This is a genomic window from Promicromonospora vindobonensis (assembly GCF_042685865.1).
GTDB lineage: Bacteria > Actinomycetota > Actinomycetes > Actinomycetales > Cellulomonadaceae > Promicromonospora > Promicromonospora vindobonensis.
In genome coordinates, this window is the sequence record NZ_JBHUOG010000002.1 from 3,098,485 (window position 1) to 3,123,252 (window position 24,768).

The following is a 24,768-nucleotide window of genomic DNA, read 5'->3' on the forward strand; positions in this document are numbered from 1 at the left end:
GCGCCCGACGACGCGCAATTCTTGCCCGAGGTAGGAAGGGATTTCGACGTGGCAAGCCAGACACTCGGCGGCGGATTCGAAATTCACCCCACGGTGGCAGGTTTCCGGGTCAGGAACTACGCGCCCCGTGGGTTCCACAGCATTCGTGCGTCGCTCGCCATGCCGCTGTGGCAGACCCGGTACCGCACGCGGCTCCGCCTCACCGACGCCCTGGTCGTGGTCGGTGCGGCGGTGACGGCGTTCGCGCTCGACGCGGCCCTGCCTGCCGGCCCCTCGGGCTACCCGGGCCTGGTCGGCTCGCTCACGGTTCCCGTCGTGGTGGCCATGGTCTGGATAGCCGCGCTGGTGGCGGAGGGCTCGTACGACCTGCGGATCCTGGGCCGCGATCTCACCGAGTACCGGCGGGTCCTCGGCGCGACCCGGACGGCGGTAGGCCTGCTCGCCCTCGTCGCGTGGCTCACCACGCTCGTCGAGGTGCGGGACGTGCTCCTGCAGGCCATCGCGTTTCCACTGGGGCTCGCCGGGTTGATCACGTCACGGTACGGCTGGCGGCGGTGGGTGCTGCGCAGCCGGCGCCGCGGCACCGGCTGCATGACATCGATCCTCGTGGTCGGGCACCGGGAGCGGGCCGAGCGGGTGATCCGCCTGCTCAACGACTCCCCCGAGCAGGGGATCGTGGTGGTCGGCGCCTGCCTGCCGACCGACGAGGCGCCGTCCGGCGACGGCACACGGTCCGGTCCTGTCGACGCCGTTCCCGGGGACGAGGTGGGCGGCGTCCCGGTCCTTGGCGACCTGTCCCGGGTGGGCGAGGCGGCGGCCCTGGTCCGCGCGAGCGCGGTGGCGGTGAGCGCGTCGGACCGGATCACGACCGATGTGGTCCGCCGGCTCGGCTGGCAGCTCGAACGGGTCGGGGTCGACCTCATGCTCACGACCGAGCTGGCCGACGTCGAAGCCTCCCGCGTCACCCTCGCCCCGGCGTCGGGACTCTCGCTGCTGCACGTGGCAGCGCCCCGGTTCGACGGACAGAAGTTTCGCGTGAAACAGGCCATGGACTGGTTGCTTGCCGCGCTGCTGACCCTGCTCGTGCTGCCTGTGCTGGTCGGCGTGGGGGTGGCTGTCGTACTGACCAGCAAGGGCGGGCTGTTCTACCTGTCGGAGCGCGTAGGGCGCGACGGCCGGATCTTCCGGATGGTCAAGTTCCGCACCATGCACATCGGCGCCGACCGTGGGGTGCCCGCGCTGGCCGCGGCGAACGAGGCGGCGGGTCCGCTGTTCAAGATGCGCAACGACCCCCGCGTCACCCGGGTGGGGCAGGTGCTGCGCAGATACTCGCTCGACGAGCTGCCCCAGCTCTTCAACGTCCTGTGCGGGCACATGAGCCTCGTGGGCCCGCGGCCGGCGCTGCCGCACGAAGTGGCCGCCTACGAGGAGCGCATGCAGCGCAGGCTCCTGGTCAAGCCCGGTATGACGGGCCTGTGGCAGGTCTCCGGCCGGTCCGACCTGCCCTGGGACGAGGCGGTACGACTTGACGTCTACTACGCCGAGAACTGGACGCCGTTCCTCGATCTGCTGATCCTCGCCCAGACCGCCCACGCCGTCGTCTCGGGCCGCGGCGCCTACTGAGCGACGCGACGGGGTGACGTTCGGGTGAAAATGCGCCGATCGGCTACTACCGGACATAAGCCCACGGCATGCTTGACCCGACATGGCCACGACGATCCTTGCGGTGTGCACGGGGAACATCTGTCGTTCCCCTGCCTTGGCGCGCCTGCTCACGGCCCGCACCGACGGCACCGTCGAGGTCGACAGCGCCGGCGTGCGGGCGCGGGTGGGCGAGCCCATCGCGCCCCGCATGGCGAGCCTGCTGCAGGGGCGCGGGCTGGACAACGCGCCGTTCGCCGCCCGCCAGCTCACACCCGAGATGATCCGCTCGGCAACCGTCATCATCACGATGTCCCGTGGGCAGCGCTCGGCGGTCGTGCGGGCGGTACCCGATGCGGTCCGGCGCACGTTCACGCTGCTGGAGCTCGCACACGTCCTGAGCACCTCGCCCGGGCCCCGTTCGGCGACGGACGACGCAGGCCGGTGGGCCAAGGTCCCGGAGCTGGTGAGCCTGGAACGCCTGAACCACTCGGCGTGGAACCGCGAGCTCGACATAGCGGATCCGTGGGGGCGCAGCGAGAACGCCTTCCGTCGCGCGTTCGAACGGATCGCGGCGGCCACCGACACCGTGTGCGGTGTGCTCGGCACGGGGAGGCAGCCCTGGCTCCTGAGCCCACCGACCCCCCGTAACGGCGTGCAGCTCCCTCGTACCGGCATACAGCTTCCCCAGCCGCGGCACTCATCGCAGCCAGGCCGACCCTGAGCCACACGGACCGCGCCGCACAGGACAACCAGGCCACACGGACAACAGAGAGGCAGGGCGTGGAACTCGCCGAATACGCGAACGTGCTGCGACGGCGCTGGCCGGTCATCGTCGGCTCAGCGCTCCTCGCGGCCCTCGCCGCCTTCGGCTGGGCCTGGACCACGCCGCCGTCCTACACCGCGACGGCCAAGGTCTACGTGTCGCTCAACACGGGCGAGTCCACCAGCGACCTGCTGCAGGGCTCGACGTATGTCCAGAACCTGATCGAGTCCTACGCGGCCCTCACCGACATGCCGGTGGTGCTCGACCCCGTCGCCGACGACCTCGGCCCGGACATGACCGGTCGCGAGCTCGCCGAAGCGGTCTCCGCCGATTCACCGCTCAATACCTCGATCATCGAGATCAGCGTCGTCGACGGCGCTCCGGACCGTGCGGCGGACATCGCCGACGCCGTCGCGCAGCAGCTCTCGGCCACCGTCGTCGACCTGTCGCCCGCCACCTCTACGGGGGGCCAGACCATCGCCGTGACGGTCGTGTCGCCTGCGGAGGTTCCCCAGTACCCGTCCGCCCCCAGGACCCGCCTCCTGACGGCGGCCGGAGGTGCCGCCGGCCTCGCACTGAGCATCGCGATCGTCCTGCTCTGGACCGTCCTCGACACGCGGATCCGCTCGGCCAAGGACCTGGAGCTGGTGTCGGAGGGCACCGCCCTGCTCGGCTCGATCCCGGTCGTCAAGCGTAAGGCTGCCCGGGTCCCGGCCACCCAGGACCCGCTGAGCACCCGCGCGGAGGCCTACCGTCGCGTCCAGACGAACCTGTCGTTCGTCGACGCGACCACGCCGGCCCGGGTCCTCGTCGTGACCTCGAGCGTCCCCGCAGAGGGCAAGTCGACCACCGCCATCAACCTCGCCTCCACCTTCGCAGAGAGCGGCAGCCGGGTGCTGCTGATCGACGGCGACATGCGGCGCCCGTCGGTCGCGCCCACCCTGGGGCTGGAGGGCGCCGCAGGGCTCACGACCGCCCTGGTCGGCCGGGCCACCATGGCGAACCTGGTGCAGCGGTACGGGCCAGGACCGCTCGACATCCTCCCGCTCGGCCCGATCCCGCCCAACCCGCACCAGCTCATCGCCTCGGACGCCACCCGCGACCTGCTCGCCGCGGCGCGCTCCGCGTACGACGTGGTCATCATCGACGCCCCGCCGCTGCTGCCCGTCTCGGACGCCGCGGTCCTGTCGACCATGGCCGACGGCGTTGTCGTCGTCGTGGGTGCCCGACGGGTGCGCCGGCAGCAGCTCACGCAGGCACTGCACGCGCTCGCCGGGGTCGAGGCCCCGGTGCTCGGGCTCATCCTGACGTTCGCGCCCCGGTCCGGCCCGGGCGGCACCTACTACGGCTACCGCACGACACGGCCCCGGTGGTCCAGCGTCCTCCCGGGAAGCCGCGGGCACGACCCGCTCGACCTGCCGTCGACCACCGGTGCGATCACCGTCGTCCCTGGCTCCGGCAACGCGCTCCGGCCCGGCGTCGTCCCTCGTCCCGGCGGTATTCCCGGGCTGAGCAGCGGGCCTCGTCCTGCGGCCGTCCCCGCGACCAGCGCGCTCACCGGCACCGGCACCGGCACCAAGCCCGGCGCGGCCGGCACGGCCGGTCCGGCCAGTACCTCTGGCTCGCCCGGCGCGCCTGGTCCGCCCGACGTTCCCGGCCCCGGCACGGCATCGGGTGCCACGTCCGGGTCCGTACCCCGGGCAGGCGCCGCCGTCGGCTCCGACCCCGGACAGGCCGATGAGCGAGCCGGATGAGGCTCGGGCGCGTGCCGTGCGCGTCTACAAGACGCTCCGCACCGCCCACCTCGAACGGGCACTGGAGCTCCCCCCTGCCGACATCCTGTATCAGGAGAGCCGCTACGACTTCGACGAAGGGCTCGTCGCACAGGTCCGGCCCCAGCAGGTAGGCGATCTGCGCTGCGCGTGGCTCGTCGCCCGGCACGGGTACGAGACCGTCGAGATCAACGAGCCGGCCGCTGTCGACTGTGTACGCCGATCCGCCCTGGTACTGGCGGCAGCGCTCGTCAACGACCTGCTCCGACGCCGCCACACCCGGGTCGTGACCTACGCGATCGGCAACATCGACCCGCACACCCTGCCGAAACCTGCCCCCTGGTGGCCCCGCCTCGGCCGGCGCCTGGACCTGGTGCTCGCCCACTGGGTCTGGCGGCGCGTCGACCGGGTCGTGTTCGGTACGGAGACAGCGCGGCAGCTCTACGGGACGGTCTTCGGTATCGCCGAACAGCGTGGGCTGCGCTGGACCACCATGGAGGCGCTCCCCGCCGAGTGCAGCTGCCTGGCCGACGGCGGGAAGACGCCGGGCCGCCTGCTGTTCCTGGGCGACCTCTCGCAGCGCAAGGGGTTCGACTCGGTCCTGGCCGCGTGGACCACGGTGCGGCACCGGGTGCCCGGCGCGGTCCTCACTGTGGTCGGGCGCGGTGCGCTGCTCGACGACGCCTACGCCGCCGCCCGCGCGGACAGCAGGATCCACGTGATCGCCGACCCACCGCGCGAGGTCGTGCACGCGGAGCTGCGGCGGGCGTCCGTGGTGGTGCTCCCGTCCCGTCGACAGGGCGCGTGGCGCGAGCAGGTGGGACTGCCGATCGTGGAGGGGCTCGCGCACGGCTGCACCGTCGTGACGACCGACGAGACCGGCATCGCGGGCTGGCTCGCCCGGAACGGGCACGGCGTGGTGCCGGCCGGCTCGGTGGCCGAGCTGCTGGCACCGGCGCTCGCCGAGGCGGTGACGCGACCGCTGGACGCGGGCACCGTCCGCGCCTCGCTGCCCCGCCGGGACTCCCGGCTGGAGTCGGACGCGTGGCTGTTCGCGCGCGAGGTCATCGCGGTGCGGACGTAGGAGGTCCGCGCCGTTCCCTCTTCGCATGGACCGGCCCTGAGCCGGTCGCTACGGTAACCCCATGCCGACCGGCCCTCAGCTCGCCGCCTTCCTCGCGGCGTCCATCGTCTTCATCGCCCTGCCCGGGCCCAGCGTGCTGTTCGCGATCGGCCGTGCCCTGACGGTGGGCCGCCGGGACGCGCTCCTGTCGGTCACCGGCAACGCAATGGGCCTGCTCGTCCAGGTGGCCTTCGTGGCGATCGGCCTTGGCGCCCTCGTCGAGGCGTCCGCCACCGCCTACACCGTGCTCAAGCTCGTGGGCGCCGGTTACGTGATCTACCTCGGGATCCAGGCGATCCGGCACCGCGCCGACGCCCGGCTCTCGCTGACCGCACCCGACAAGGCCCGCACGGCGAGCCCGTGGCGCGCGGTCTGGGCCGGGTTCGTGGTGGGTGGGACCAACCCGAAGACGATCGTGTTCTTCGCGGCGTTCCTCCCGCAGTTCATGAACGACGCCGCCCCCGCCACGCCGCAGCTGCTGTTCCTCGGGCTGCTGTTCGGCCTGCTGGCCCTCTGCCAGGACTCGATCCTTGCGCTGCTCGCCAGCCAGGCCCGCACGTGGTTCTCGCGCAGCCCGAAGCGGCTCGACCACCTGAGCGTCACCGGCGGGGTCGCGATGGTGGGCCTGGGTACCGGGCTCGCGCTCGAAGGCTCCGTGGTCAGGGCCTAGGTGTCCATCCGGGCCTAATCATCCTGCCTGGACCGAGAGCTTGGCTGCCGGTCGAGGTGCGCGTGCTGCCACCGGCGCCAGCAGCGCCACACCCAGCACCAGCGTCGTCAGCGCGCTCTCCGCAGGCGAGAACATCAGGTCCCACACCGCCTTGACGCCAAGGAACAGCACGAGCGCGGATGCGGAGCGCGCCGTCGCGAGCATCGCCACCCGGCTCACGAAGAACACCGCCAGGACCACCGCGAGGACCAGGCCCGCCAGCCCGTACCAGGCCCAGAGGTCGCCGACCACGGAGTGCAGCTCGATCCCCGCACCGAAGAGGTAGTTCTCGACGTATCCGTTGTTCGGGTCGTACCCGAGACCTGCCATGCCGGACTTGGCGATCTGCAGGTCGTGCATGGACGGCATGGTCCCGCCGCCGAACCCGGCCGGCTGGGCCCCCATGAGCGCCGTCGTGGCGCCGAGCTCGGGCCGACCGCCCGCGATCAGGGAGCCCGAGGTATCGAGCTGCATCAGCGTGCGCTCCCTGGCCTCGTCCCCCATCGCGCCGTCCAGGATCGCCGCCTGCAGCGCGAAATAGGTGCCGACCGCCAGTGTGCCCACGAGCAGCACCGTGCGGAGGGCGGCGCCCCTGGACGTCGTCGGCCGCTTCATCGACTGCCACACGACGAGGACCAGGACCAGGAGCAGGACCGCCGCGCCGGACCGGGCGCTGCTGAGCGCGGACACCCCGGCGAGCCCCAGGAGCGCGATCACCTCGACCCAGCGGGAGCGGACCCGCATCGCGAGGGCGAGGACGAGGATCGTGACCGGCAGGGCGAACCCGAACTTCCACGGGCTGACCGGGAACAGCTCGGAACCGGGGTTGACGGACAGCAGCAGTCCCAGGCCGAACAGCACGCCGATCCCCCAGTCGGGCATGAGCTTCCGGGCCCAGAGGATCCAGCCGATCCCGAAGGCGAGGGAGACCAGGAGGAACACCGACTCGAAGAAGGCGACCCGGGAGAACACACGACTGTCGGACATCCATGCGGACAGCGCGACGTCGGCGACGAGGCAGGCGGCGAGCAGCACGAAGACGGCCACCGTCCACCGGGATCCACGGACGCTGCTGAGCCACAGCGGGAGGAAGGCACCCACAAGCAGTGCCCCGGCCGTCAGCCCGAGATAGACGTCGAGGTCGAGGCCGACGAGCAGTATCCCGAGCCCGGCCAGCCCTACCGTGACAACGGCCCAGCCCTCCCGTCCCTCAGGGGACGGGAGGGCCAGGGCCGGTGCGACAGGGCTCGAGGTCACGGCGTGGGCGGCCCCGCCCACAGGTCGTCCAGCCGGACGACGTTCGCACCGGTGGTGACGCTGCCGGCCAGGCTCAGCGAATAGCCGACGCCGCCGGCGTCCTGCAGCTCGGGCGTCGAGTCGGTGGCAGTCAGCTGCCAGCCCGCAGGCTCGGTGGAACCCGCCTTCCACACCTTGCCGCGCAGCGTGGTCGGCGAGGAGCCGGTGAGCTGCATCCGCACGGCGAGCCGTTCGCCGGCCGTCACGCTCAGACCGGCGATGTTCGCGGCAGCCAGGGTGGTCTCGCCCGACTGGAGGGAGACGAGCTGCAGCTGGACCGCCCCGGTCGACTTGACCCAGACCTTGGCCCGGTACTCGCTGGAGAAGCCGTCCGTGCGCCCGACCAGCGAGACGAAGGTGCCGCTGCCGTCGGAGATCTCGTCGAGCGAGAGCACACCGCTGAGCTCGACGTCCACGGCGGACACGTCCCGCAGCTGGGCCTTGGTGTTCGCGCTCGGTGCACTCAGGGTCATGGCGCCCTCGCCGTCGACGACGGAGTAGTTCGACGCCGGTCCGAAGAGGGTCCAGGGACCACCCGCCGCAGCAGACCCCCAGCCGTCGGTCACGGAGCGGGCGAAGTCGTCGGTGGCGAACTCGGTGGGCGCCGAGGCCTCGACCTGGACGGTGTCCCGTGCGGTGGCGCCCTCGTCGTCGGTCACCGTGAGCGTCACGGTGTACGTACCCGGGGCGGCGTAGGTGTGCGTGGCCTGCTGGCCGGTGGCCGTCGTTCCGTCGCCGAAGTTCCAGGCCCAGGACGCGATGGTGCCGTCGGGGTCGGTGGAACCGCTGCCGTCGGCCGTGAGGTCGAAGCCGTGGATGTTCGCCGCAGCCTCCGCGACCGGCGCCTGGTTCGGGCGCCCGCCGTTCGCGGCGACGGTGTAGTGGTCCGAGACCTTGGCGGCGGACAGCACCGTCGGGTAGATCGCGACGTCGTCGACCGCCCCCGTGTACCGGTCCCCACCGAGCAGCGAGCGGTTGGGCCACCCGCTCAGGGTGTCGGCGCCGATGCGCCAGTAGCCGTCGTAGGCCCGGCCCTGCGTGACGTCGGCCCGGTTGGCGACCCGGGCACCGTCGACGAAGAGCTGCATCCCGCCCGACCCGAGTGTGGCGACCACGTGGTGCCAGGCGCCGTCGTCCACCCTGCCCGGCGAGCGAAGCGTGTCCGCACCGCCGTCGTGCACGCCGAACGTGAGCCGGCCGCCGGAGTCGACGTAGAGCAGGCGGTCGGTGATGGTAGATGTACCGGTCGCGCTGTTGTTGTTGCCGAAGCCGACGATGCGGCCGCTGCCGCCGCCCCGGATCCAGGTCTCGATGGAGAACGTGCCGGGCGCGGCGATGTTCTGGGTCGAGGCGAGCCTGCTGGACGAGGAGTTCCGGAACGTCGCTGCGGTGTTCGGGTCGCCGGTGATCGCTCCGGCCGTGCCGAGCTGGACGTTGGACGGCACCGTCAGGTCGTCGCCACCGGCCCAGTCATAGGTGCGGGTGGAGCCGGCCGGCTCACCGAGGCGCCACAGGTGCGCAGCGCCGTCCTGCACGGCGGTGTCGGCGTAGTCGCTGCGGGGCGCGTCGGAGACCGTGGCGTTCACCCACTCCGACCGCTTCACGTTGCCCGACGGGTCCGTGACGGTGAGGCGGTAGCGGTGCTCCGAGCCGGCTGCGAGGCCGGTGTCCTTGGCCGTCCGCTGCAGCGGCTTCCAGAACTTGGCCGCGATCGTCTCCTCGAAGACCGGTGCCGCCGCCTCGGAGTCGCGGTAGATCCGGTAGGTGAGGGCCTCGTCGTCGCGGTCCCACGTGGTGGTCAGGTTGATCCGGACGGTGCCGGCCGAGACCGACGCGACCGTCGGGTTGAGGGCGGCACCGGAGTCGACCGGACCGGAGTCGTTCGGCGCGACGCTGCGCTTCGCGTACCGGACCAGGCCCTGCTGCCCGACACCGTTCACCCGCGGGAACTCGCCCCCGTACAGCACGTAGTCCGCGTTGCCGGTCACGGTCCAGGTGGCCTGGTTCTGACCGCTGTACGTGCCGATCTCGGTCCGCGGGTACCAGGTCAGGAGGTCGGGGCGCGGCGTGCCGGGGTGGTCGGGGTAGCCGTAGATGTCCTTGGTGTTGGTGCCACGCACCTCGTCCGTCCACGCGGTCGAGTGGTAGAACGACCAGGGGTTGGTCTGGGGGAACCCACCGCTGTTGCCGCAGTAGTGCTTGTGGCTGGCCGTGTAGACGACGTCGCCCACCGGCGCCACGTCATAGGTGTCGCCATGGCAGTCCTCGAGCCAGATCAGCGCTCCGTCGTCCCAGCCGACCTTGAAGGTCCCCTCGGTCGTGCCGCCCTTGCCGAAGTGCCAGCCGACGCCGTACCAGCCCTCCTCGCCGTCGGTCGCGAGCCGCATGACGCTGGAGTTGTCGCCGGCGTTGCGGATCCGCGCGTTGACCGGCAGCGGGCGGTTCGCGCCGGTGGCCGCATCCAGCCAGGCAAGGCCGTAGGCGTTGGCGGAGTCGGAGTTCACCGACGTGAAGGTGCCGGAGATCATCACGGACTGCTCGTCCGGCGACACGACGATCGACTGGACCTGCCGGTCGTCGACCACCGGCACGAAGCCAGGGCGGAGGACACCGTTCGACGCGTTGATGGCCGCGACGCGGTAGCGCGTGTGGCCGTTCACCGCGGAGAAGTACCCTCCCGCGTAGACCGTCGTGTTCGTGGCGGCCACCGACTTCGTGTTGCCGTTCATCTGCGGGGCGAACGAGGTGTTCAGCGTGCCGGTCGGCAGGTTGAACGCGGCGATACGGCTGCGGGCGGCGCCGTCGACCGTCGTGAAGTTGCCGACCGCGTAGAGCCGCGTCCCGTCCGGCGAGGCCGCCAGGTCGGTGACGTTGCCGTTGAGCGTGTGGTTGAACGACGTGATCAGCTCGCCGGTCGTCAGGTTGTAGGCGAGCAGGTTGGTCCGCGGTACCAGGTTGGTGCCGGGGGCGGCCCCGGCAGGCCGGGCATTCGCGAACTCACCGCCCACGTACACGGTGTTGCCGACGATGACCTGCTTCCACACGATGCCGTCGACCTGCACTGTCGGCAGGGCGTCCGCGGACACGGTGGCCGGGTCGGCAGTCGGCTCGGCGACGTCGGCGGCCACCTGGGGGACCTCGGTCGCTGAGGCAGACGGGGTGGCGACGGCCGCCGCGACGACGAGAGTGATGCTCGCGAAGACAGCGGAGAGCCGCCGGCCGGGCAGAGTGCGATGGGACACTAAAACCTCACTGGGGAGACATGGACCCGCCGGACCGCTGAGCCGCCGGACGATATGGACCTGTGGATCGACCGCTCAATACGCTAATAGCGGACAGGACGGTCGGCGTGGTCAGGACAGGGTGAACTCTGGGTGATCTCGGCGCGCCTCAGGCGCCCGTGAAGATCGCGATCGCCTTGCCGACGCCCGCATCGACCTCGAGCTCTACCTGATCCTGGAACTCGGTCGGGACGCTGAAGACGAACGCCCCGCCGGCCGATCCGCCGACGGCAACCTCCGGCTCGAACGCCTTGCCACCGGGCTTGAGCAGCGGCGTGGCCGGCGTGCGGTCGGGCCCGTAGTAGGCGTTCACGACGACGGTCCGCAGGTCGAGCACCTTGCCCGTGCCGTTGGTGAGCTCCACCGCGAACCGGAGCGCCGGGCCGCCCACCTCACCGGGAACGTTCGCCTCGCCGGTCACCTCCTTGACGGACGGCACCGTCACGCTGACACCTGGCTCGGGCGTCACCTCGGTGCCGAAAGGCGCCGGGTCGAGGGTCTCCCGGGGTTCGGGGGCCGTCGCCTTGTCGGTCGCAGTGCCTGGCTCGGCATCGCCCTCCTCCGACGTCACCGGGGCGGCCGGTTCGGAGCCGTCATCGCCCGGCGTGTCGGCTTCGGGTTCGACCTCGTCGTCGGCACCAGCACCCGACGTCGTCGTCGGGCTGGCCGAAGGCGACGCGGCAGCCGCCGGGTCGGCAGTGGACCGCAGCGTCACCGCCGCCACGACGGCCGCGACCGCCAGGACGAGGACGACGAGGGCCAGCAGGAGCCGACGCCGGGTGACGAGAGGGGAAACAGGCATGATCCCGGAGCGTAACGGCGGGCCGTGTCGCACGGCCTGCGTTCCTCCGGAGTTCACCCCTACCGGGCGTACGGCAGCATCACCCTCCCGCAGGCCGCGAGCAGCTCCCCACGCGCTCTGGCGAGCGCGCGCCGGCCACGCGCGTCCCCTGCGACGTCGCCGCGCACCACCGCCTGCGCCACCTGCAGCGAGCCGAGCATGCCCCGCGCGACCCCGACCGCCAGGGTGCGCGCCCGCAGGGCGGCACGTCGACCCCGGCCCGGCGTGAGCATGAGCGCCACGCGCGCCGACGCATTGGCCAGGCCGGCGCTCCGGGCGAGGAGGTACGAACGGGTCAACCGGTCAGCGGGCACCACGTCGGACACGACCGCCTCGGCGCACCAGACGATGCGCCCACCGGCCCTGGTCAGCGCGCTGGTGAAATGCGTGTCCTCGCCGCCCGACAACCCGAGCGCCGGGTCGAAGGCCGTGCCGGTCCGCCGGACCACACGCAGGTCGAGCAGAAGATTGTTGGTCGCGGCGACCGGGATGGTGGACCCGGTGGGCAGCCCGCGGCGATGGGCACGGTCGTAGAACCCACCGGCGACCACCCACGGCTCGGGCTCGGTCGCGTACCGGGACACCACCGCCCCGGCGACGGCGTCTGCGCCCGTCGCTCGGTAGGTCGCGTACAGGGTGGCGAGCCAGCCGGGGTGCGGCACCTCGTCGTCGTCCACGAATACGAGCAGGTCCTGATCGCTCGAGGCGTGCAACGCCCGGTTACGTGCGGCAGAGATGCCCGGCTCCGGTTCGATGACGACGGTCACCGGGCACGCCGGACCGGCACCGGGCCGCACCGGGCCGGTGAGTCCATCCACCGCGGCGAGACCCGTGCCAGCCGCGTCGTTGTCGACCACCAGCACGCTCACGTCGACCCCCTCGACGCGGCGCGCCAGATCGGCTGCTTGTTCCACGAGCAGCGGCACGAGGACCGCGATTCGCTCGGGTCGGCGGTAGGTGAGCACCGCGACGACCAAACGCTCCATCGCGACTTCACCCACCACAATCACCCCTTCGACGGCACCACGGCGGCTGATCCGGCAGTTACCGTAGCGTGGCCCGCCCCCCGAGAGCACCGGAGAGTCGAGACTCGTGCAGCAGGTTCACCCGCGCGTCCTGACCTCGAACCCTGAGCCGCGCAGCACCACCAACCCGTACATCACGATGCTGACCGCGGCCCTACGCCGGACCCCGGGCGTCGAGGTAGTCACCTTCTCCCCCCGGGCTGCCTTGTTCGGCCGGTACGACGTCGTGCACCTCCACTGGCCGGAGACGATCCTCGGCCTGGGCGGCCGGCGGTCTTCCGCGCGGTTGGCGCGCTGGGTGCTCACGGCGCTCCTGCTGGCTCGGCTCACCCTCACGCGCACACCAGTGGTCCGCACCGTGCACAACGTCGAGCACCCGGCCGACGCCGGTCCGCTCCAGCGGCTCCTGCTGCGGTGGTTCGACCGCCTGACGACGCACCGGATCCTGCTGAACGACCGCACCGAGTGCCCCGGACCGACGACCACGATCCCCCACGGCCACTACCGCGACTGGTACACCGGTCCCCGCTCTCCGGTGGTCCCCGGCAGGCTCCAGTACGTCGGCCTGGTCCGGCGGTACAAGGGGGTCGAGGGCCTGGTCGAGGCCTTCCGGTCCATCGTGGACGACTCGCTCACGCTCGGGATCGCCGGGGCTGCGTCCGCACCGGAGCTGGCGGCCACCGTCAGTGCACTGGCAGACGGCGACCCGCGGGTCACCCTGCGCTTCGACTTCCTGTCCGACGACGAGCTCGTCGCGGCCGTGACCGCCGCGGAGCTCGTGGTGCTGCCCTACCGGTTCATGCACAACTCGGGCACCGTCCTGGCTGCGCTCTCGCTCGACCGGCCGGTCCTCGTCCCGGACACGGCGGTCAACGCCGACCTGGCCACAGAGGTCGGCCCGGGCTGGATCCACACCTTCACCGGCGACCTCACGGGCCCGGACATCGAAGCGGCCCTGTCGGCCGCCCGCGCACCCCGCGCGGCGTCCCCGGACCTCGGCGCACGCGAGTGGGCCGACGCAGGGCACGCGCACCTGGCCATCTATCGCCTGGCTCTGTCCCGCGCGGTATCCGGGGTGCGCACGTGACCGAGACCCGGGTGGCGCGCGCGCCATGGCGTTCAGTAGGGCACAGCGCGATCGTCCAGGTGGTCGTGACGGGCCTGTCGGGGCTGCTCGGCATGGTGACCGCGCGCCTGATCATCGAGCAGTTCGGCGTGGCCCAGTACGCCCAGTACGGACTGCTCGCGTCCCTGCCCGCGCTGATCCCGTTCGCCGATCTCGGCATGGCCGCAGTGGTGGTCAACGTGCTGGCCTCCTCGGACCGGGCGAAGACCGATCCCGTGGTCCGTCGGACCCTGACCAGCGCCTTCCGGATCCTGGTCTGCTCCGGCCTCACCATCGCGGCGGTCGGGATGCTGCTGGGCGTGCTCGGCTGGTGGCCTCTGGTCCTCGGCCCGGGACTGCTGGATGGCGGCGCCGTGGCCGCAACGGTGTGCGTGACGGTCCTCGGCCTCGCGCTGCCTTGCGGTATCGGCGCCCGGATCCTCGTGGGGCTCGGTCGCAACCCGCTCCAGACGGCGCTCACCGGGCTCACCGCTCCCCTGGTCATGGCAGGCGTGCTCATCGTCCTCGCGCTGGGCAAGGGTTCGGGGTCTTTTCTCGCCGTCGCGTCCTACGCGGCGGCGGCGATCGTGGCGGTGGTCCTCCTGATCACCGCGGCCCGCCTGGTCCGACCCCAGGTCGGCGCCGCACTCCGGGACGTGCCCCGGCTGCGGGCAGTGCCCGGGGTCCGGGTCTTCGACGTCGCCTGGCCGATGCTGGTGCAGATGATCTCGCTGCCCGTCGCCATGCAGACCGGCCGGATCCTGCTCAGCCATCAGGGCACGCCACTGGACCTGGCGCGGTACAACCTCGCCGCGCAGCTCTTCGGCGTCGTCCTCGCCGCCGTCTCGACGGCAGGGCTCGCGCTGTGGCCGCACTTCGCACGGGCCCGCAGCCAGTCGGTCAAGGCCTCGCCGTTCCGGGCGTCACTGGTCTTCGTCGCGGCGGGCATCGTGCTCGCCCTGCTGCTCGCGGTGCTGCTTCCGATCCTGGTCCCGCTGGTGACCGACGGTGAGTTCGGCCTCTCCCTGCCGCTGGTCGCGGCGTTCGTGGTGTTCACGATCGTCCAGGCCGCCAAGTACCCGGTGGGCATGTACATGACCGACGCCGCGGGGCTGCGCGCCCAGGTGCTCCCGATCGTGCTGATGGTGCCCCTGAACCTCGGCCTGGCATGGTGGTCGATCCCCTACCTGGGCGCGGCCGGCCCGGTGTGGGCGACGTCCGCCTCCGTGCTGGTGTGCCAGGTGATCCCGAACGCGCTGTGGGTGCGCCGTCGGTTGCGCGAGCGGGGGTGAGCGGACCGCTCCACTCGGTCTGCCACCCGGGAGAGTCACTACCTCTGCGGCTTGTGTTGCTCTGCGTAGACGGTGTCTACCCAGAGCAACACAACCCGAATTCCTACTGTCACCCCGCCCCCGCTCGACGCTTCAGGGGGCCGAGCGCCTCCGCCACGCCCCGCGCGACGCCGCGCCACGGCCCGATCCCCTCGACGAACTGTCTGCGCCCGCCACGCAGCGCCACTGCCCGTGCGGCCCGCGGCAGGGTACGACGCCACCGCCGCACGTCCGTGGGGCCGAGGTTCTTGCCCGCGAACAGCATCCGGTTGCGGATGTCGTACCGGTAGTACGTCTCGCTCTTGGCCCGGCCCCGGGACTCCTGGGTGCCGCCCTCGTCGTGCACCACGCGGGCGCCGTCGACCACCTCGAGCCGGGCCCCGAGCGCCAGGGCCCGCCACGACAGGTCGACGTCCTCCCAGTAGAGGAAGTAGTCCTCGTCGAACCCGCCGAGCTCGCCCCAGAGCCCTGCTCCGACGGCCAGGCAGGCGCCGCTGAGCCACGGCACGTCGTCCTGCGATGTGCTGCGACCACTCATCGTGCCGTCCGCGCGGCGCAGGTAGGTGAGGCCGCGCGAGTACACGCTGCCGTCAGGCCGGTGGATGCGCGGGGCGACGAGGGCCCGGCCCCCCGACCGCACGGTCGCAGCGAGCGCCGCGAGGCCGGTGGGGTCGGTCCAGGCGTCCGGGTTGAGGAAGACGAGCACCCGGGCGCCGGCCGCCAGCGCGTGTGCGGCGCCGAGGTTCGAGCCGCCACCGAACCCGACGTTCGTGTCCGGGGTGAGGAGGTCCCAGCCGTGCTCGGCGGTCAGGCCGGTGACGGCCGCCCGTTCCCCCGTGCCGCTGAAGCTGTCCACGACCACGACCCGAATGCCGCTGTCACCGACCGTCCGCGGCAGGTTGGTCGCGAGCAGGCCGGAGGAACCGTAGTTGACGACGACAAGGGCGACGTCCGCGAGCCTGGTCGCCGCCCGCGAAGCTGCTCCACCGTCATCCACAGGAATCCCCCTCATCGCACGTCGCTCCTGCCTGCCACACCGCCCTCGAGCAGCTCCAGCGCACGCCGCAGGACCGTGCTGGAGGTGTGCACCGTGTACGGGAAGTACACGACGTCCACCCCGACATCGGCGAACCGGCGTTCCAGGTCACGTCCCTTGGCCGTGCCCTTCCAGTCGTCGCCCTTGAAGAACACGTCGAAGGGCCGCCGGCGCCAGGTCTCGATCTTGTCCGGCTGTGTCTCGACGAACACCTCGTCCACGTACACGACGTGGCGCACGATCTCGGCCCGCTCGATCACGGGCACCACCGGGCGGCGTCCCTTGGCGAGCTCCAGCATGTCGTCGTCGACCACCCCGGCCACCAGGTAGTCGCAGCTGCTCCGGGCATGCCGGAGGACGTTCAGGTGGCCCACGTGGAACATGTCAAAGGCGCCCGGTGCGTAGCCGACGACGCTCACAGGTCGCGCACCTCGCGGAACCACTTGACCAGGGCGAGTGCCAGGAACGCCGTCGTGCAGGCGGTGATCGCCGTGTACACCAGCAGGAAGACGGTCGGCGCGCCGAGCAGCAGGAACGTCCAGCACAGCACGCCGTAGTCGGTGGGCAGCACCAGGACGGACCGAAGCCACGGGAACCGGCCGTCGGTCGGTGCCTGCGACTGCACGCCGTGCGCCCGGCGGATCTGGTCGGTGAGGATCATCGCGAAGAACAGGACGCTGCTGGTGATCGCGGAGACAAGAGGGACGAGCAGCCAGGCCGGCGCCACGACGTCGTGCACCGCGAGGCCGACCGCCAGCGCGAGCGGGAGCGTCACCACCTTGACCGCGTCGACCGCGTGGTCGAGCCATTCGCCCGCGGGGCTGCCGAGGCCGGTCAGGCGGGCAACCTGCCCGTCGGCCGAGTCCCAGGCGTAGCCGAGGACGAGCAGCACGGCGACGGCAGCGCCCTGACCCCACGAGGGCGGCAGCGCGATCAGCAGGGCGATGCCGCTGAACGTGAACAGCGCGCTCACGCCCGTGACCGCGTTCGGGGAGAGCCCCGCCCGGTATGCCACCGCCGCGAGGTATCTGCCGATGCGGCGGTTCACGAACCGGGAGTATGCCGGGGCTCCGCGGGCGGCGCCCTTCTGCGCTGTGCCGAGCCGGGCGAGGACCTCGCCGTACGGCTCACGGATGGCTGTACTCATCAGACCTGTCCCCTCAGGATCGCTCGGCGGGAACGTCGGCGGGAGCGCCTGCCGGCTGGTCCACCGGGATGGTGGGTGCGGACCATGCCCACTGCGCGGAATGCCTGCGCCGCGCGAACGGCTTGGGACCGGGTGTGCTGCCGTCGGCCAGGTCGAACGCGAGCCGCTCGTAGCCGTCGGTGACGTCGTCCCAGTCGTACAGGGCCGCTCGCTCGGCCAGGGCCTGGCCCCGGTCCGCGCAGTCCGCTGGGTCGCTCTCGGCCTCGGCGACACGCGCGCCGACGTCGTCCGCCGTGCGGAAGTACCGGCCGGCGCCCCCGAGGACCTCGCGGTTGAACGCGACGTCGTACGCGATCGTGGCGGTACCGCCCCCGATGGCGCGGAGCAGTGACGGGTTGGTTCCGCCGACCGAGTGCCCGTGCAGGTACGTGAAGGCTCCCACGTAGAGCTGGTCGAGGAGCCCCTGGTCCCACACACCGCCCAGGAGGCGCACCCTCCGGTCGCCCTCGGCGAGCGCCGAGATCCGCTCGGTGTACTCGTGCGCGTAGGGCGCTGACCCGACGACGACGAGCGGCCGCTCCGCGGCGCTTGCCACGTACCCCTCGACGATCACGTCGACGTGGTTCTCCGGCTCGAACCGGGCGACCACGAGGTGGTAGCCGCCGGGTGTCAGGCCGAGCTCGGCGAGACGCTCGTGCCCGACCCCGGTCAGATCGGGTGATCCGTAGGTGATGAGGCGGCTGTCGGCGTCGTACTCGTCGCGGTAGTAGTCGGCGATGCCCGGCGCGTCCGCGATGAGGGCGTCCGAGAGCGCCACGGCCGCCGTCTCGGCGGCCCGGTAGTACCTCCGGCCGGTCGGCCCCCACTTGGCGCGGCGCCATTCCAGACCGTCGACGTGCGTGGCGACCGGGATGCGCACCGCGCGCAGCACCGGCAGCAACGGCGCATTGGCCGCGTTGAACACGAAGGCCACGTCGGTGCGGCGCGCCGCCAGGTGCGCGACGGACAGCGCGGTGTGACTCAGCGTCTCCAGGGTGCGGCGACGCAGGGCGGGCAGGGTGACGAGCTCCATGCCCAGGTGGTGCGTGAGCGGAGCGGCGTTGTCCCGCACGGTGTGGTCCTGCCGGCAGTAGACGCGGACCCGGTGCCCGCGCGCCGCGAGCCTCGAGCCGATCTCCTCCACCGCCGTCTCGAACCCTCCGTAGCGTGCTGGGACACCGCGTGTACCGACCATCGCGATGTGCAGGGTTCTCGGGGGCATTCCGGGAGCGTAGAGCGCCCCAGATGCGTGGAACAGCCCAAGACAACCATTTCACCCCTATAACGCACGCTTTTGTTCGCTGTGGCACATCAACGAGGTATTTCCTTTTTTAACCCGGACGCCTCTTGCCCGGCACCATTCGGACGACAGTCCGCCGGACCACCAGCAGCCGCCCCAGCTGCGCCCGGTACCGCTGGGCGCCGAACCGCACTCCCGCGTCCTGGCGTCCCGCGTCCGCCAGGGCAGCGGCGCGCGCCGGGTCGTCGAGGAGCGCCGCGATCGCGTCGGCGAGCGCTGCGGGATCGCCGGGCGGCACGAGCAGGCCCGTCTCGCCGTCGCGGACGATCTCCGCCAGCCCCTGGGTGCGGCTCGCGACCACGGGCCTCCCGGCGAGCATCGCCTGGACCGCCACGTTCCCGAACGGCTCGACCCGCGACGGCACCACGACGACGTCGCCGCGCGCGAACCACGCCCACGGGTCCGCGTACCCCACGAGCTGGACCGCTCCGGCGAGGTCGTCCTCGTCCGCCCTGGCCCGGAGCTGGTCCTCGAACCACTCGTAGCCGGCGAACACCGAACCGCACAGCGTCAGCCGCACGTCCCGGCCGGTCCGGCGCAGGCGTGCCACGGCCTCGAGCGCGACGTCGGACCCCTTGCGGGGCGACAGACGACCGACCAGCACGACGTGCGCCGATCCGGACGCCGGGCCCGCGTCGTTGTCGGGCTCCGGGGAGGCAGGCGGGCCCGGCACGCCGTTGTAGACCACCCGTGTCCGCCGGCCCAGCGCGGGCACCGCCGAGACCACGACGTCACGCGCCGCCGCCGAGTTGACCACGACGTCGCGCGCGAGCAGCAGCGGAGCGGCCAGACCGACCCGGACCACCCAGCGCGCGTCCGCCTCCGCCTCGTGCACGTGGCACACGGGCGCCACTCCGGCGAGGCGGGCCGCGACCAGCCACGCGGGGATCGTGAGGGTGTTGACCAGGACCGCGTCCGGTCGCAGTCGCCGGATCAGCCCGGTCATCGGGGCAAGGGCCCGCAGCGTGCGGACGCCCAGGCCCAGGATCCCGCGGGGCGTCAGGTGCGCCTTGCGCAGCACCGGCACCTCGAAGGTCTCTACCCGTGCGCCGACGGCGCGCATCCGCTCGGCGAGCGGCCCGTCGCTCGGCAGCAGCACGACGACGTCCGCGCCCGCGTCGAGGCAGCCGACCGCGGTCTCGACCAGCTGAAGGTCGGAGCCGTAGAGGTCCGCGGAGGCGTGCGCGAGCAGAACCGTTGTCATGGTCGCCAACTGTGCCAGCCCGGCATCACGCGGGAGATATCGGACCGGGTGAACTCGACCCGACCACGAGGAGGGGTGAAATATCCACTCTTCTCCGGAAATAACCTCTGGCCAGGGTGAAAGATGCGAGGTAGCGGGTGACTTCTGCGGGTTCACACCTCGTTGTCCGTGACTTCACCGTACGTTGTCACCAGCCACCGGCGCCAGGTCGCCCGGAGAGCACGCACTACACCCCACGTCACGACCCACGACGCCTTGGGCGCCGTGCGAAGCATGCGTCCGGGCACCAGCCACGCCAGCAGGAACCGAAGGGATCGAGCGTGACCACACACTCGGTTGACGGTGAGCCGCCACTTCTCTTTCCCGTGCGCGACGGCTTTCCAGTGAACCCTGGTGCTTCGACCACTGCGGAGGACACCTCCGCCCGCCCGCTCCGCGTCGTCTCCGCCCCGCGTGCCCGGACCGGTTGGCAGGCCGGGTACCGGGCACGGCTCCGGCTGACGGACGCCACGGTGATCGGGGCGACCCTGGTCATGGCGTACGGTCTGCAGCTCGCGCTCGACGCCGCGTCACGCTGGTCCACCACGGGCCTGATGCTGCACACGGGCGCCGTCGTGCTGCTCGCGATCGTCTGGCTCGCGGCGCTGGCCACGAACGGCGCCTACGACGTGCGCTTCTTCGGCCGCGGGATGTCCGAGTACCAGCGGGTCCTCGACGCCACCTGGAAGTCCTTCAGCGTGATCGTCCTGCTCGCCTGGATCACCGCGTACTCGGAGGCCCGCACCCTGCTGCTCGTCGCCGCCCCGCTCGGCATGATCGGCCTCGTCGCCTCGCGCTACGGCTGGCGGCAGCACCTGCTGCGGCAGCGCCGGCGCGGCGAGGGGGGCCTGACCATCGTCCTGGCGATCGGCGGCCGGGAGCAGGCCGCACGACTGATCCGGCTGTTGAACGGCTCGCCAGAGCAGGAGTTCGTCGTGGTCGGCGTCTGCGTCCCGACCAGCGGTGTGCGGCCCGGCGAGAAGGTGAACGGTGTCCCCGTCCTCGGCGACCTCGACCGCGTCGGGCAGACGGCGCACGCCGTGGGGGCGGGCGCCGTCGCGGTGTGCAGCTCGCACGAGGTGACCGCCGACGTCGTACGGCGGCTGGGCTGGGAGCTCGAGCGGTACGGCGTCGACCTGATGCTCACCGCCGAGCTGGCCGACGTCGCAGTCCCACGGATCACCGTGTCCCCGGCTCCGGGGATGTCCCTGCTGCACGTGGACACGCCCCGGTTCGAAGGCCCCAAGTTCTCCGTGAAGCAGGTCATGGACTGGGGACTCACCGCCCTGCTGACGATCCTGGCCGCGCCGGTCCTGCTGTTCATCACGCTCGCGGTGGCGCTGACCAGCAGGGGCCCGGTGTTCTACCTGTCGCACCGCGTGGGCCGGGGCGGGCGCATCTTCCCGATGGTCAAGTTCCGCACCATGTACGTCGGCGCCGACCGGGACGTCGTCTCTCTCACCGCCGCGAACGATGCGGCCGGCCCGCTGTTCAAGATGCGTGCCGACCCGCGGGTCACGCGGGTCGGGCGCGTCCTGCGCCGGTACTCGCTCGACGAGCTGCCGCAGCTCTTCAACGTGCTGTGCGGGCACATGAGCCTCGTCGGCCCGCGCCCACCGCTGCCCCACGAGGTCGCGGCCTACGAGGAGCGGATGCGGCGCAGGCTGCTGGTGAAGCCGGGCATGACGGGCCTCTGGCAGGTCACGGGGCGGTCAGACCTGTCCTGGGAGGAGTCGGTGCGGCTCGACGTCTACTACGCCGAGAACTGGACGCCGTTCCTCGACCTGCTGATCCTCGCCCAGACGGCCCGCGCGGTCGTCTCGGCCCGCGGCGCCTACTGACCCTTTGTTGTGGGCGCGATCGTTGCGCCTAAAACGGTCACGTAGTCGCAACGGTCGCGCCCACAACCAAGAGAGCCGTCAGCCTCGGACCAGGCGCATCGGCGTGTGGGGGATCCCGTCCTCCAGGAACTCCTCGCCGTCCTGCCCGAACCCGTGCTTGCCGTACCAGCGCGTCAACGGGGACTGGGCGTCCAGCACCACGTCGCGGTCGTCGCCGGCGTCGTCGATGTACTTCAGCGCCGCACGCATGAGGTCGTCGGAGTGCCCCTTGCCTCGCGCGCCCTTGACCAGGGCCACGCGGCCGATGCGCCAGACGTCGCCGTCGTCGAGCACGCGTGCGGTGCCGAGCACGCGGGTCCCGCCGTCGGACACCGAGTCGGGCGCCGCCTCGCCGAGACCGACGACCTGCACGGTGGTGGGCTCGAGATCCCGTCCGTCGAGATCCTCGTACGGGCAGTCCTGCTCGACGACGAACACGTCCTGGCGCAGCTTCCAGACCCCATAGGCGATGACGGCGTCGAGCTGGGCGAGCGGGGTGGTGATGATCTGCACGGGGACGATGCTCTCATCCCACCGGCAGGTACCGCTTCCACCAGTCCAGGATCAGGCCGAAGCGCTGGTGGCGGTGCCGGGGCCGCCCGGTGCGGGACAGCTCGTGGTTCTCCCCAGGGAAGACCACCAGCTCCGTCTCCACGCCGTGCCGCTTGAGCGTCGAGTAGTAGCGCTCCGCCTGGGACAGCGGGCAGCGCAGGTCCAGCTCGGAGTGCATGACCAGCGTCGGGGTGCGCACCTGCCCCGCGACGGCCTGCGGCGACTGCGCCGCCACCTGCTCAGGGGTCTCGCCCACGTACTCGAGGCCGAAGAACGAGCCGATGTCGCTGGTCCCGAAGAACCCCTCGGGGTCGAGGAAGCCCCGCTCGACGATCGCGCCGGCGAAGCGGTGGTCGTTGGCGACGGCCCACGCCGTGAGGTACCCGCCGTACGAGCCGCCCAGCACGCCCACGCGGGACCCGTCGAGGCGCCCGTCCGCCGCCACAGCGCCGTCCAGGAAGTCCAGGACGTCGTTCAGGTCGACGGTGCCCATGGCCTGCCGGATCGCTCGGCCGTGCGCCTGCCCGTAGCCCGCCGAGCCGCGCGGGTTGCAGTAGACGACGGCGTACCCGGCGTCGACCAGCACCTGCGTCTCGTCGAACAGCCCGACGCCGTAGGACGCGTACGGGCCACCGTGGATCATCAGCAGCGTCGGGTGCGTGCCGGTCCCCTCCGGCACGGCCAGCCAGCCGTGCACCGGATACCCGTCGCGTCCGTCGACCGTGAGCTCGACCGGGGTCACGATGCCCGTGGCGCGCAGCGGCGCGGAGAAGTCGGTGCACCGCAGAGGCTCGCCTCCCGCGGCCAGGTCGACGACGCCGACGTCGCCGTAGCTGCCGGGGTCCGCGTACGAGACAGCGAGCGTCCCGCCACCCACGCCGAACTCGGAGACGACGACATCACCGCTGGTCAGCTGGGTTGTGACACCGTCGTCGGCCACCCGGACCACCTGCTGCGTGCCGCGGCTCGCGAGGGCGAGCAGCACGCCGCCGTCCGGCAGGGGCACCGGCTCCCCGCCGACCTCCTGCGTCTCGGGATCGGTGAGACGGCGGGGCTCGGGATCGGCCCACGCGGACAGCACGTACAGCGCGGCGTTGCGGGCCACGAAGTCCTTGCCCTGCGGACCGAGGTCCTGCGCGAGGACGTACAGCTCGCCGCCCGGGCCGAACGCGATCGACTGCGGGGCCAGCGTGCCGAGGTCCACCTCGGAGCCGCCGCCTGCCGGTGCGGCGAGCGGCAGCACCCGGACGGTCCCGCGCGCCACCTGGCCCGCACCCTGCTCGCGCTCCGCGATCACGCCGATCGAGCCGCCGTCCGGCGTGAAGGCGATCGCGCTGTGGTCGACGTCGTCGGTGGTCATCCGCCGTGGCTCCGGCACCGCTGGACGGGGCTCCGCCTCGCCCCGCGCGGTCGGTGCAGGCTGCTGCACCGGCTCGGCGGCCACGTCGGGCACGTCCACGACGAACACGTGCTGCGGTCGCGGTGGTAGCCCAGGCCGTTGCGTGTCCAGCTCCACCCGGTGATGCGGCGCGGTGCCTCTGCACCCGGCGCGATGCCCTCGACCGAGCCGTACCGGCCCGGCTCCGGCTCGCGGCTCAGGAAGGCGAGCCGCCTGCCGTCCGGCGACCAGCGGAAGTCGGTCACGCCCAGCGTGCGGTCCGTGACCTGTACGGCCTCGCCTCCGCCGGTCGGGAGCACCCAGAGCTGCGACGCGGCCTGGGGCTGCGCGCGCAGGAAGGCGACGAGGGTGCCGTCGGGCGAGGTGCGCGGGGCGGTGTCGCGGAATCCTCGGGTCAGGCGGCGGGGTTGGCCGCCGGCGTCGCTGGACGCACCGGGCTCGGGCCCGGGCCCGGTGGTCGAGCCCGTCGGGACCAGCGGCACCCGCCAGAGCTGCCCGACGGTGGCGTCGGCGTCGAGGTCGGGGCGGGTCACCGACACGACGGCCCAGGTGCCGTCCGGGTGGACGGCGGGGCGCGAGACGGTACGGATCAGCGGGAGGTCGGTGGCCTGCATGAGCCGGACATTACCCTTGCCGGCATGCCCGAATCACAGCAGCCCGCTGCCCCGGCGGCCACGCCAGAGGCCTGGGGCGAGCCGCGCACCCGCGACCTGACTTGGTACGACCCGATGCAGCTAGCGGCCAAGGTGCCGGGGATGTCCGGCATCGAGTTCCTCGGTCAGATGCGTGACGGTGTCATCCCGCCGCCCCCGATCGCCGCGCACTTCGGCCTCGACATCGACGTCGTGGAAGAGGGCCGGGTGACGTTCACGTGCACGCCGGACGAGTCCGGCTACAACCCGATCGGCACGGTTCACGGCGGCGTCGTGTGCACGCTCCTCGACACGGTGTGCGGCTGCGCCATGCAGTCCGTGCTGCCCCAGGGCAAGGGCTACACGTCGGTGGAGATCAAGGTCAGCTACGTCAAGGCCGTGCGCGGCGGCGGCGGCCCGCTCACCGCTGAGGGCACTGTGGTCAAGGCGGGCTCGCGCGTCGGCTTCACCGAGGGCGTCGTGCGGGACGCGACGGGTGCGGTCATCGCGACGGCGTCGAGCACGCTGCTGGTGTTCGACATCCCGGGCGCGTGAGCCCGGGTGGCTCGCACGGGAAAGGTCCGCCTTGAGAATGTGATCCGGCACGGTTTCGGGTGGGAAACCGTGCCTGATCACATTCTCAAGGCGGA

At 72.0% G+C, this 24,768-nt stretch carries 19 protein-coding genes and 1 pseudogene; 9 read left to right on the forward strand and 11 right to left on the reverse strand.

From position 1 onward, the window contains the following. The first annotated feature begins 48 nt into the window (after positions 1–48). From ACFS27_RS27040 to ACFS27_RS27060, 5 genes are all read left to right on the forward strand, one after another. Positions 49–1,623, forward strand: a complete 1,575-nt coding sequence (locus ACFS27_RS27040) for a sugar transferase (RefSeq protein ID WP_377190137.1) — start codon at positions 49–51, stop codon at positions 1,621–1,623. An 82-nt stretch (positions 1,624–1,705) separates the two neighbouring features. Continuing rightward, a complete protein-coding gene (locus ACFS27_RS27045) occupies positions 1,706–2,365 on the forward strand; it encodes an arsenate reductase/protein-tyrosine-phosphatase family protein (protein ID WP_377190139.1) in 660 nt (219 codons plus the stop codon). Positions 2,366–2,424: 59 nt separating this feature from the next. Further along, positions 2,425–4,161, forward strand: a complete 1,737-nt coding sequence (locus ACFS27_RS27050) for a polysaccharide biosynthesis tyrosine autokinase (RefSeq protein ID WP_377190141.1) — start codon at positions 2,425–2,427, stop codon at positions 4,159–4,161. Next, complete coding sequence (locus tag ACFS27_RS27055) at positions 4,145–5,263, forward strand: glycosyltransferase family 4 protein (protein ID WP_377190143.1); 1,119 nt, start codon at positions 4,145–4,147, stop codon at positions 5,261–5,263. The genes ACFS27_RS27050 and ACFS27_RS27055 overlap by 17 nt, the downstream gene beginning before the upstream one ends. A gap of 61 nt (positions 5,264–5,324) precedes the next feature. Next, entirely contained in the window at positions 5,325–5,972 is a 648-nt protein-coding gene (locus ACFS27_RS27060) for a LysE family translocator (protein ID WP_377190144.1), read from the forward strand. Between the two features lie 18 nt (positions 5,973–5,990). Here ACFS27_RS27060 and ACFS27_RS27065 read toward each other — a convergent pair whose 3' ends face one another. From ACFS27_RS27065 to ACFS27_RS27080, 4 genes are all read right to left on the reverse strand, one after another. Further along, positions 5,991–7,268, reverse strand: coding sequence for a hypothetical protein (locus ACFS27_RS27065; protein WP_377190146.1), 1,278 nt, complete (start codon positions 7,266–7,268; stop codon positions 5,991–5,993). Further along, on the reverse strand, positions 7,265–10,549 hold the full coding sequence (locus ACFS27_RS27070) for a PKD domain-containing protein (RefSeq protein ID WP_377190148.1): 3,285 nt from the start codon (positions 10,547–10,549) through the stop codon (positions 7,265–7,267). The genes ACFS27_RS27065 and ACFS27_RS27070 overlap by 4 nt, the downstream gene beginning before the upstream one ends. A gap of 148 nt (positions 10,550–10,697) precedes the next feature. Next, complete coding sequence (locus tag ACFS27_RS27075; protein WP_377190150.1) at positions 10,698–11,390, reverse strand: hypothetical protein; 693 nt, start codon at positions 11,388–11,390, stop codon at positions 10,698–10,700. A 59-nt stretch (positions 11,391–11,449) separates the two neighbouring features. Next, the gene (locus tag ACFS27_RS27080; protein ID WP_377190151.1) at positions 11,450–12,430 is read right to left on the reverse strand and encodes a glycosyltransferase family 2 protein; all 981 of its coding nucleotides are present in this window, start codon (positions 12,428–12,430) and stop codon (positions 11,450–11,452) included. 91 nt (positions 12,431–12,521) lie between these two features. Between ACFS27_RS27080 and ACFS27_RS27085 the strand changes: the two genes are divergently transcribed. Both ACFS27_RS27085 and ACFS27_RS27090 read left to right on the forward strand, forming a co-directional pair. Continuing rightward, the gene (locus ACFS27_RS27085; RefSeq protein WP_377190153.1) at positions 12,522–13,541 is read left to right on the forward strand and encodes a glycosyltransferase; all 1,020 of its coding nucleotides are present in this window, start codon (positions 12,522–12,524) and stop codon (positions 13,539–13,541) included. Next, positions 13,538–14,851: a lipopolysaccharide biosynthesis protein gene (locus ACFS27_RS27090; protein ID WP_377190155.1), complete on the forward strand. Its 1,314-nt coding sequence runs from the start codon at positions 13,538–13,540 to the stop codon at positions 14,849–14,851. Before ACFS27_RS27085 ends, ACFS27_RS27090 begins: the two co-directional genes overlap by 4 nt. A 109-nt stretch (positions 14,852–14,960) precedes the next feature. Here ACFS27_RS27090 and ACFS27_RS27095 read toward each other — a convergent pair whose 3' ends face one another. The 5 genes from ACFS27_RS27095 to ACFS27_RS27115 form a co-directional block, all read right to left on the reverse strand. Further along, complete coding sequence (locus ACFS27_RS27095) at positions 14,961–15,902, reverse strand: glycosyltransferase (RefSeq protein WP_377190157.1); 942 nt, start codon at positions 15,900–15,902, stop codon at positions 14,961–14,963. Continuing rightward, the gene (locus tag ACFS27_RS27100; RefSeq protein ID WP_377190159.1) at positions 15,899–16,345 is read right to left on the reverse strand and encodes an adenylyltransferase/cytidyltransferase family protein; all 447 of its coding nucleotides are present in this window, start codon (positions 16,343–16,345) and stop codon (positions 15,899–15,901) included. The genes ACFS27_RS27095 and ACFS27_RS27100 overlap by 4 nt, the downstream gene beginning before the upstream one ends. Continuing rightward, positions 16,342–17,073, reverse strand: a complete 732-nt coding sequence (locus ACFS27_RS27105; RefSeq protein ID WP_377190160.1) for a CDP-alcohol phosphatidyltransferase family protein — start codon at positions 17,071–17,073, stop codon at positions 16,342–16,344. Before ACFS27_RS27105 ends, ACFS27_RS27100 begins: the two co-directional genes overlap by 4 nt. Positions 17,074–17,086: 13 nt before the next feature. Then, the gene (locus ACFS27_RS27110) at positions 17,087–18,334 is read right to left on the reverse strand and encodes a DUF1972 domain-containing protein (protein WP_377190162.1); all 1,248 of its coding nucleotides are present in this window, start codon (positions 18,332–18,334) and stop codon (positions 17,087–17,089) included. Positions 18,335–18,443: 109 nt separating this feature from the next. Then, a complete protein-coding gene (locus ACFS27_RS27115) occupies positions 18,444–19,616 on the reverse strand; it encodes a glycosyltransferase family 4 protein (RefSeq protein WP_377190164.1) in 1,173 nt (390 codons plus the stop codon). 320 nt (positions 19,617–19,936) lie between these two features. Here ACFS27_RS27115 and ACFS27_RS27120 point away from each other — a divergent pair, with 320 nt between their 5' ends. Beyond that, positions 19,937–21,496 carry a sugar transferase gene (locus ACFS27_RS27120; RefSeq protein ID WP_377190166.1) on the forward strand — a complete coding sequence of 520 codons (1,560 nt, stop codon included), beginning with the start codon at positions 19,937–19,939 and terminating at the stop codon, positions 21,494–21,496. Positions 21,497–21,574: 78 nt separating this feature from the next. Here ACFS27_RS27120 and ACFS27_RS27125 read toward each other — a convergent pair whose 3' ends face one another. Continuing rightward, positions 21,575–22,048: a GNAT family N-acetyltransferase gene (locus ACFS27_RS27125; RefSeq protein WP_377190168.1), complete on the reverse strand. Its 474-nt coding sequence runs from the start codon at positions 22,046–22,048 to the stop codon at positions 21,575–21,577. 13 nt (positions 22,049–22,061) lie between these two features. After that, a pseudogene (locus tag ACFS27_RS27130) lies at positions 22,062–24,100 on the reverse strand (prolyl oligopeptidase family serine peptidase). Between the two features lie 24 nt (positions 24,101–24,124). On the opposite strand from ACFS27_RS27130, the gene ACFS27_RS27135 reads away from it, so the two are divergent. Continuing rightward, positions 24,125–24,673, forward strand: a complete 549-nt coding sequence (locus ACFS27_RS27135) for a PaaI family thioesterase (RefSeq protein WP_377190169.1) — start codon at positions 24,125–24,127, stop codon at positions 24,671–24,673. The last annotated feature ends 95 nt before the right edge of the window (positions 24,674–24,768 follow it).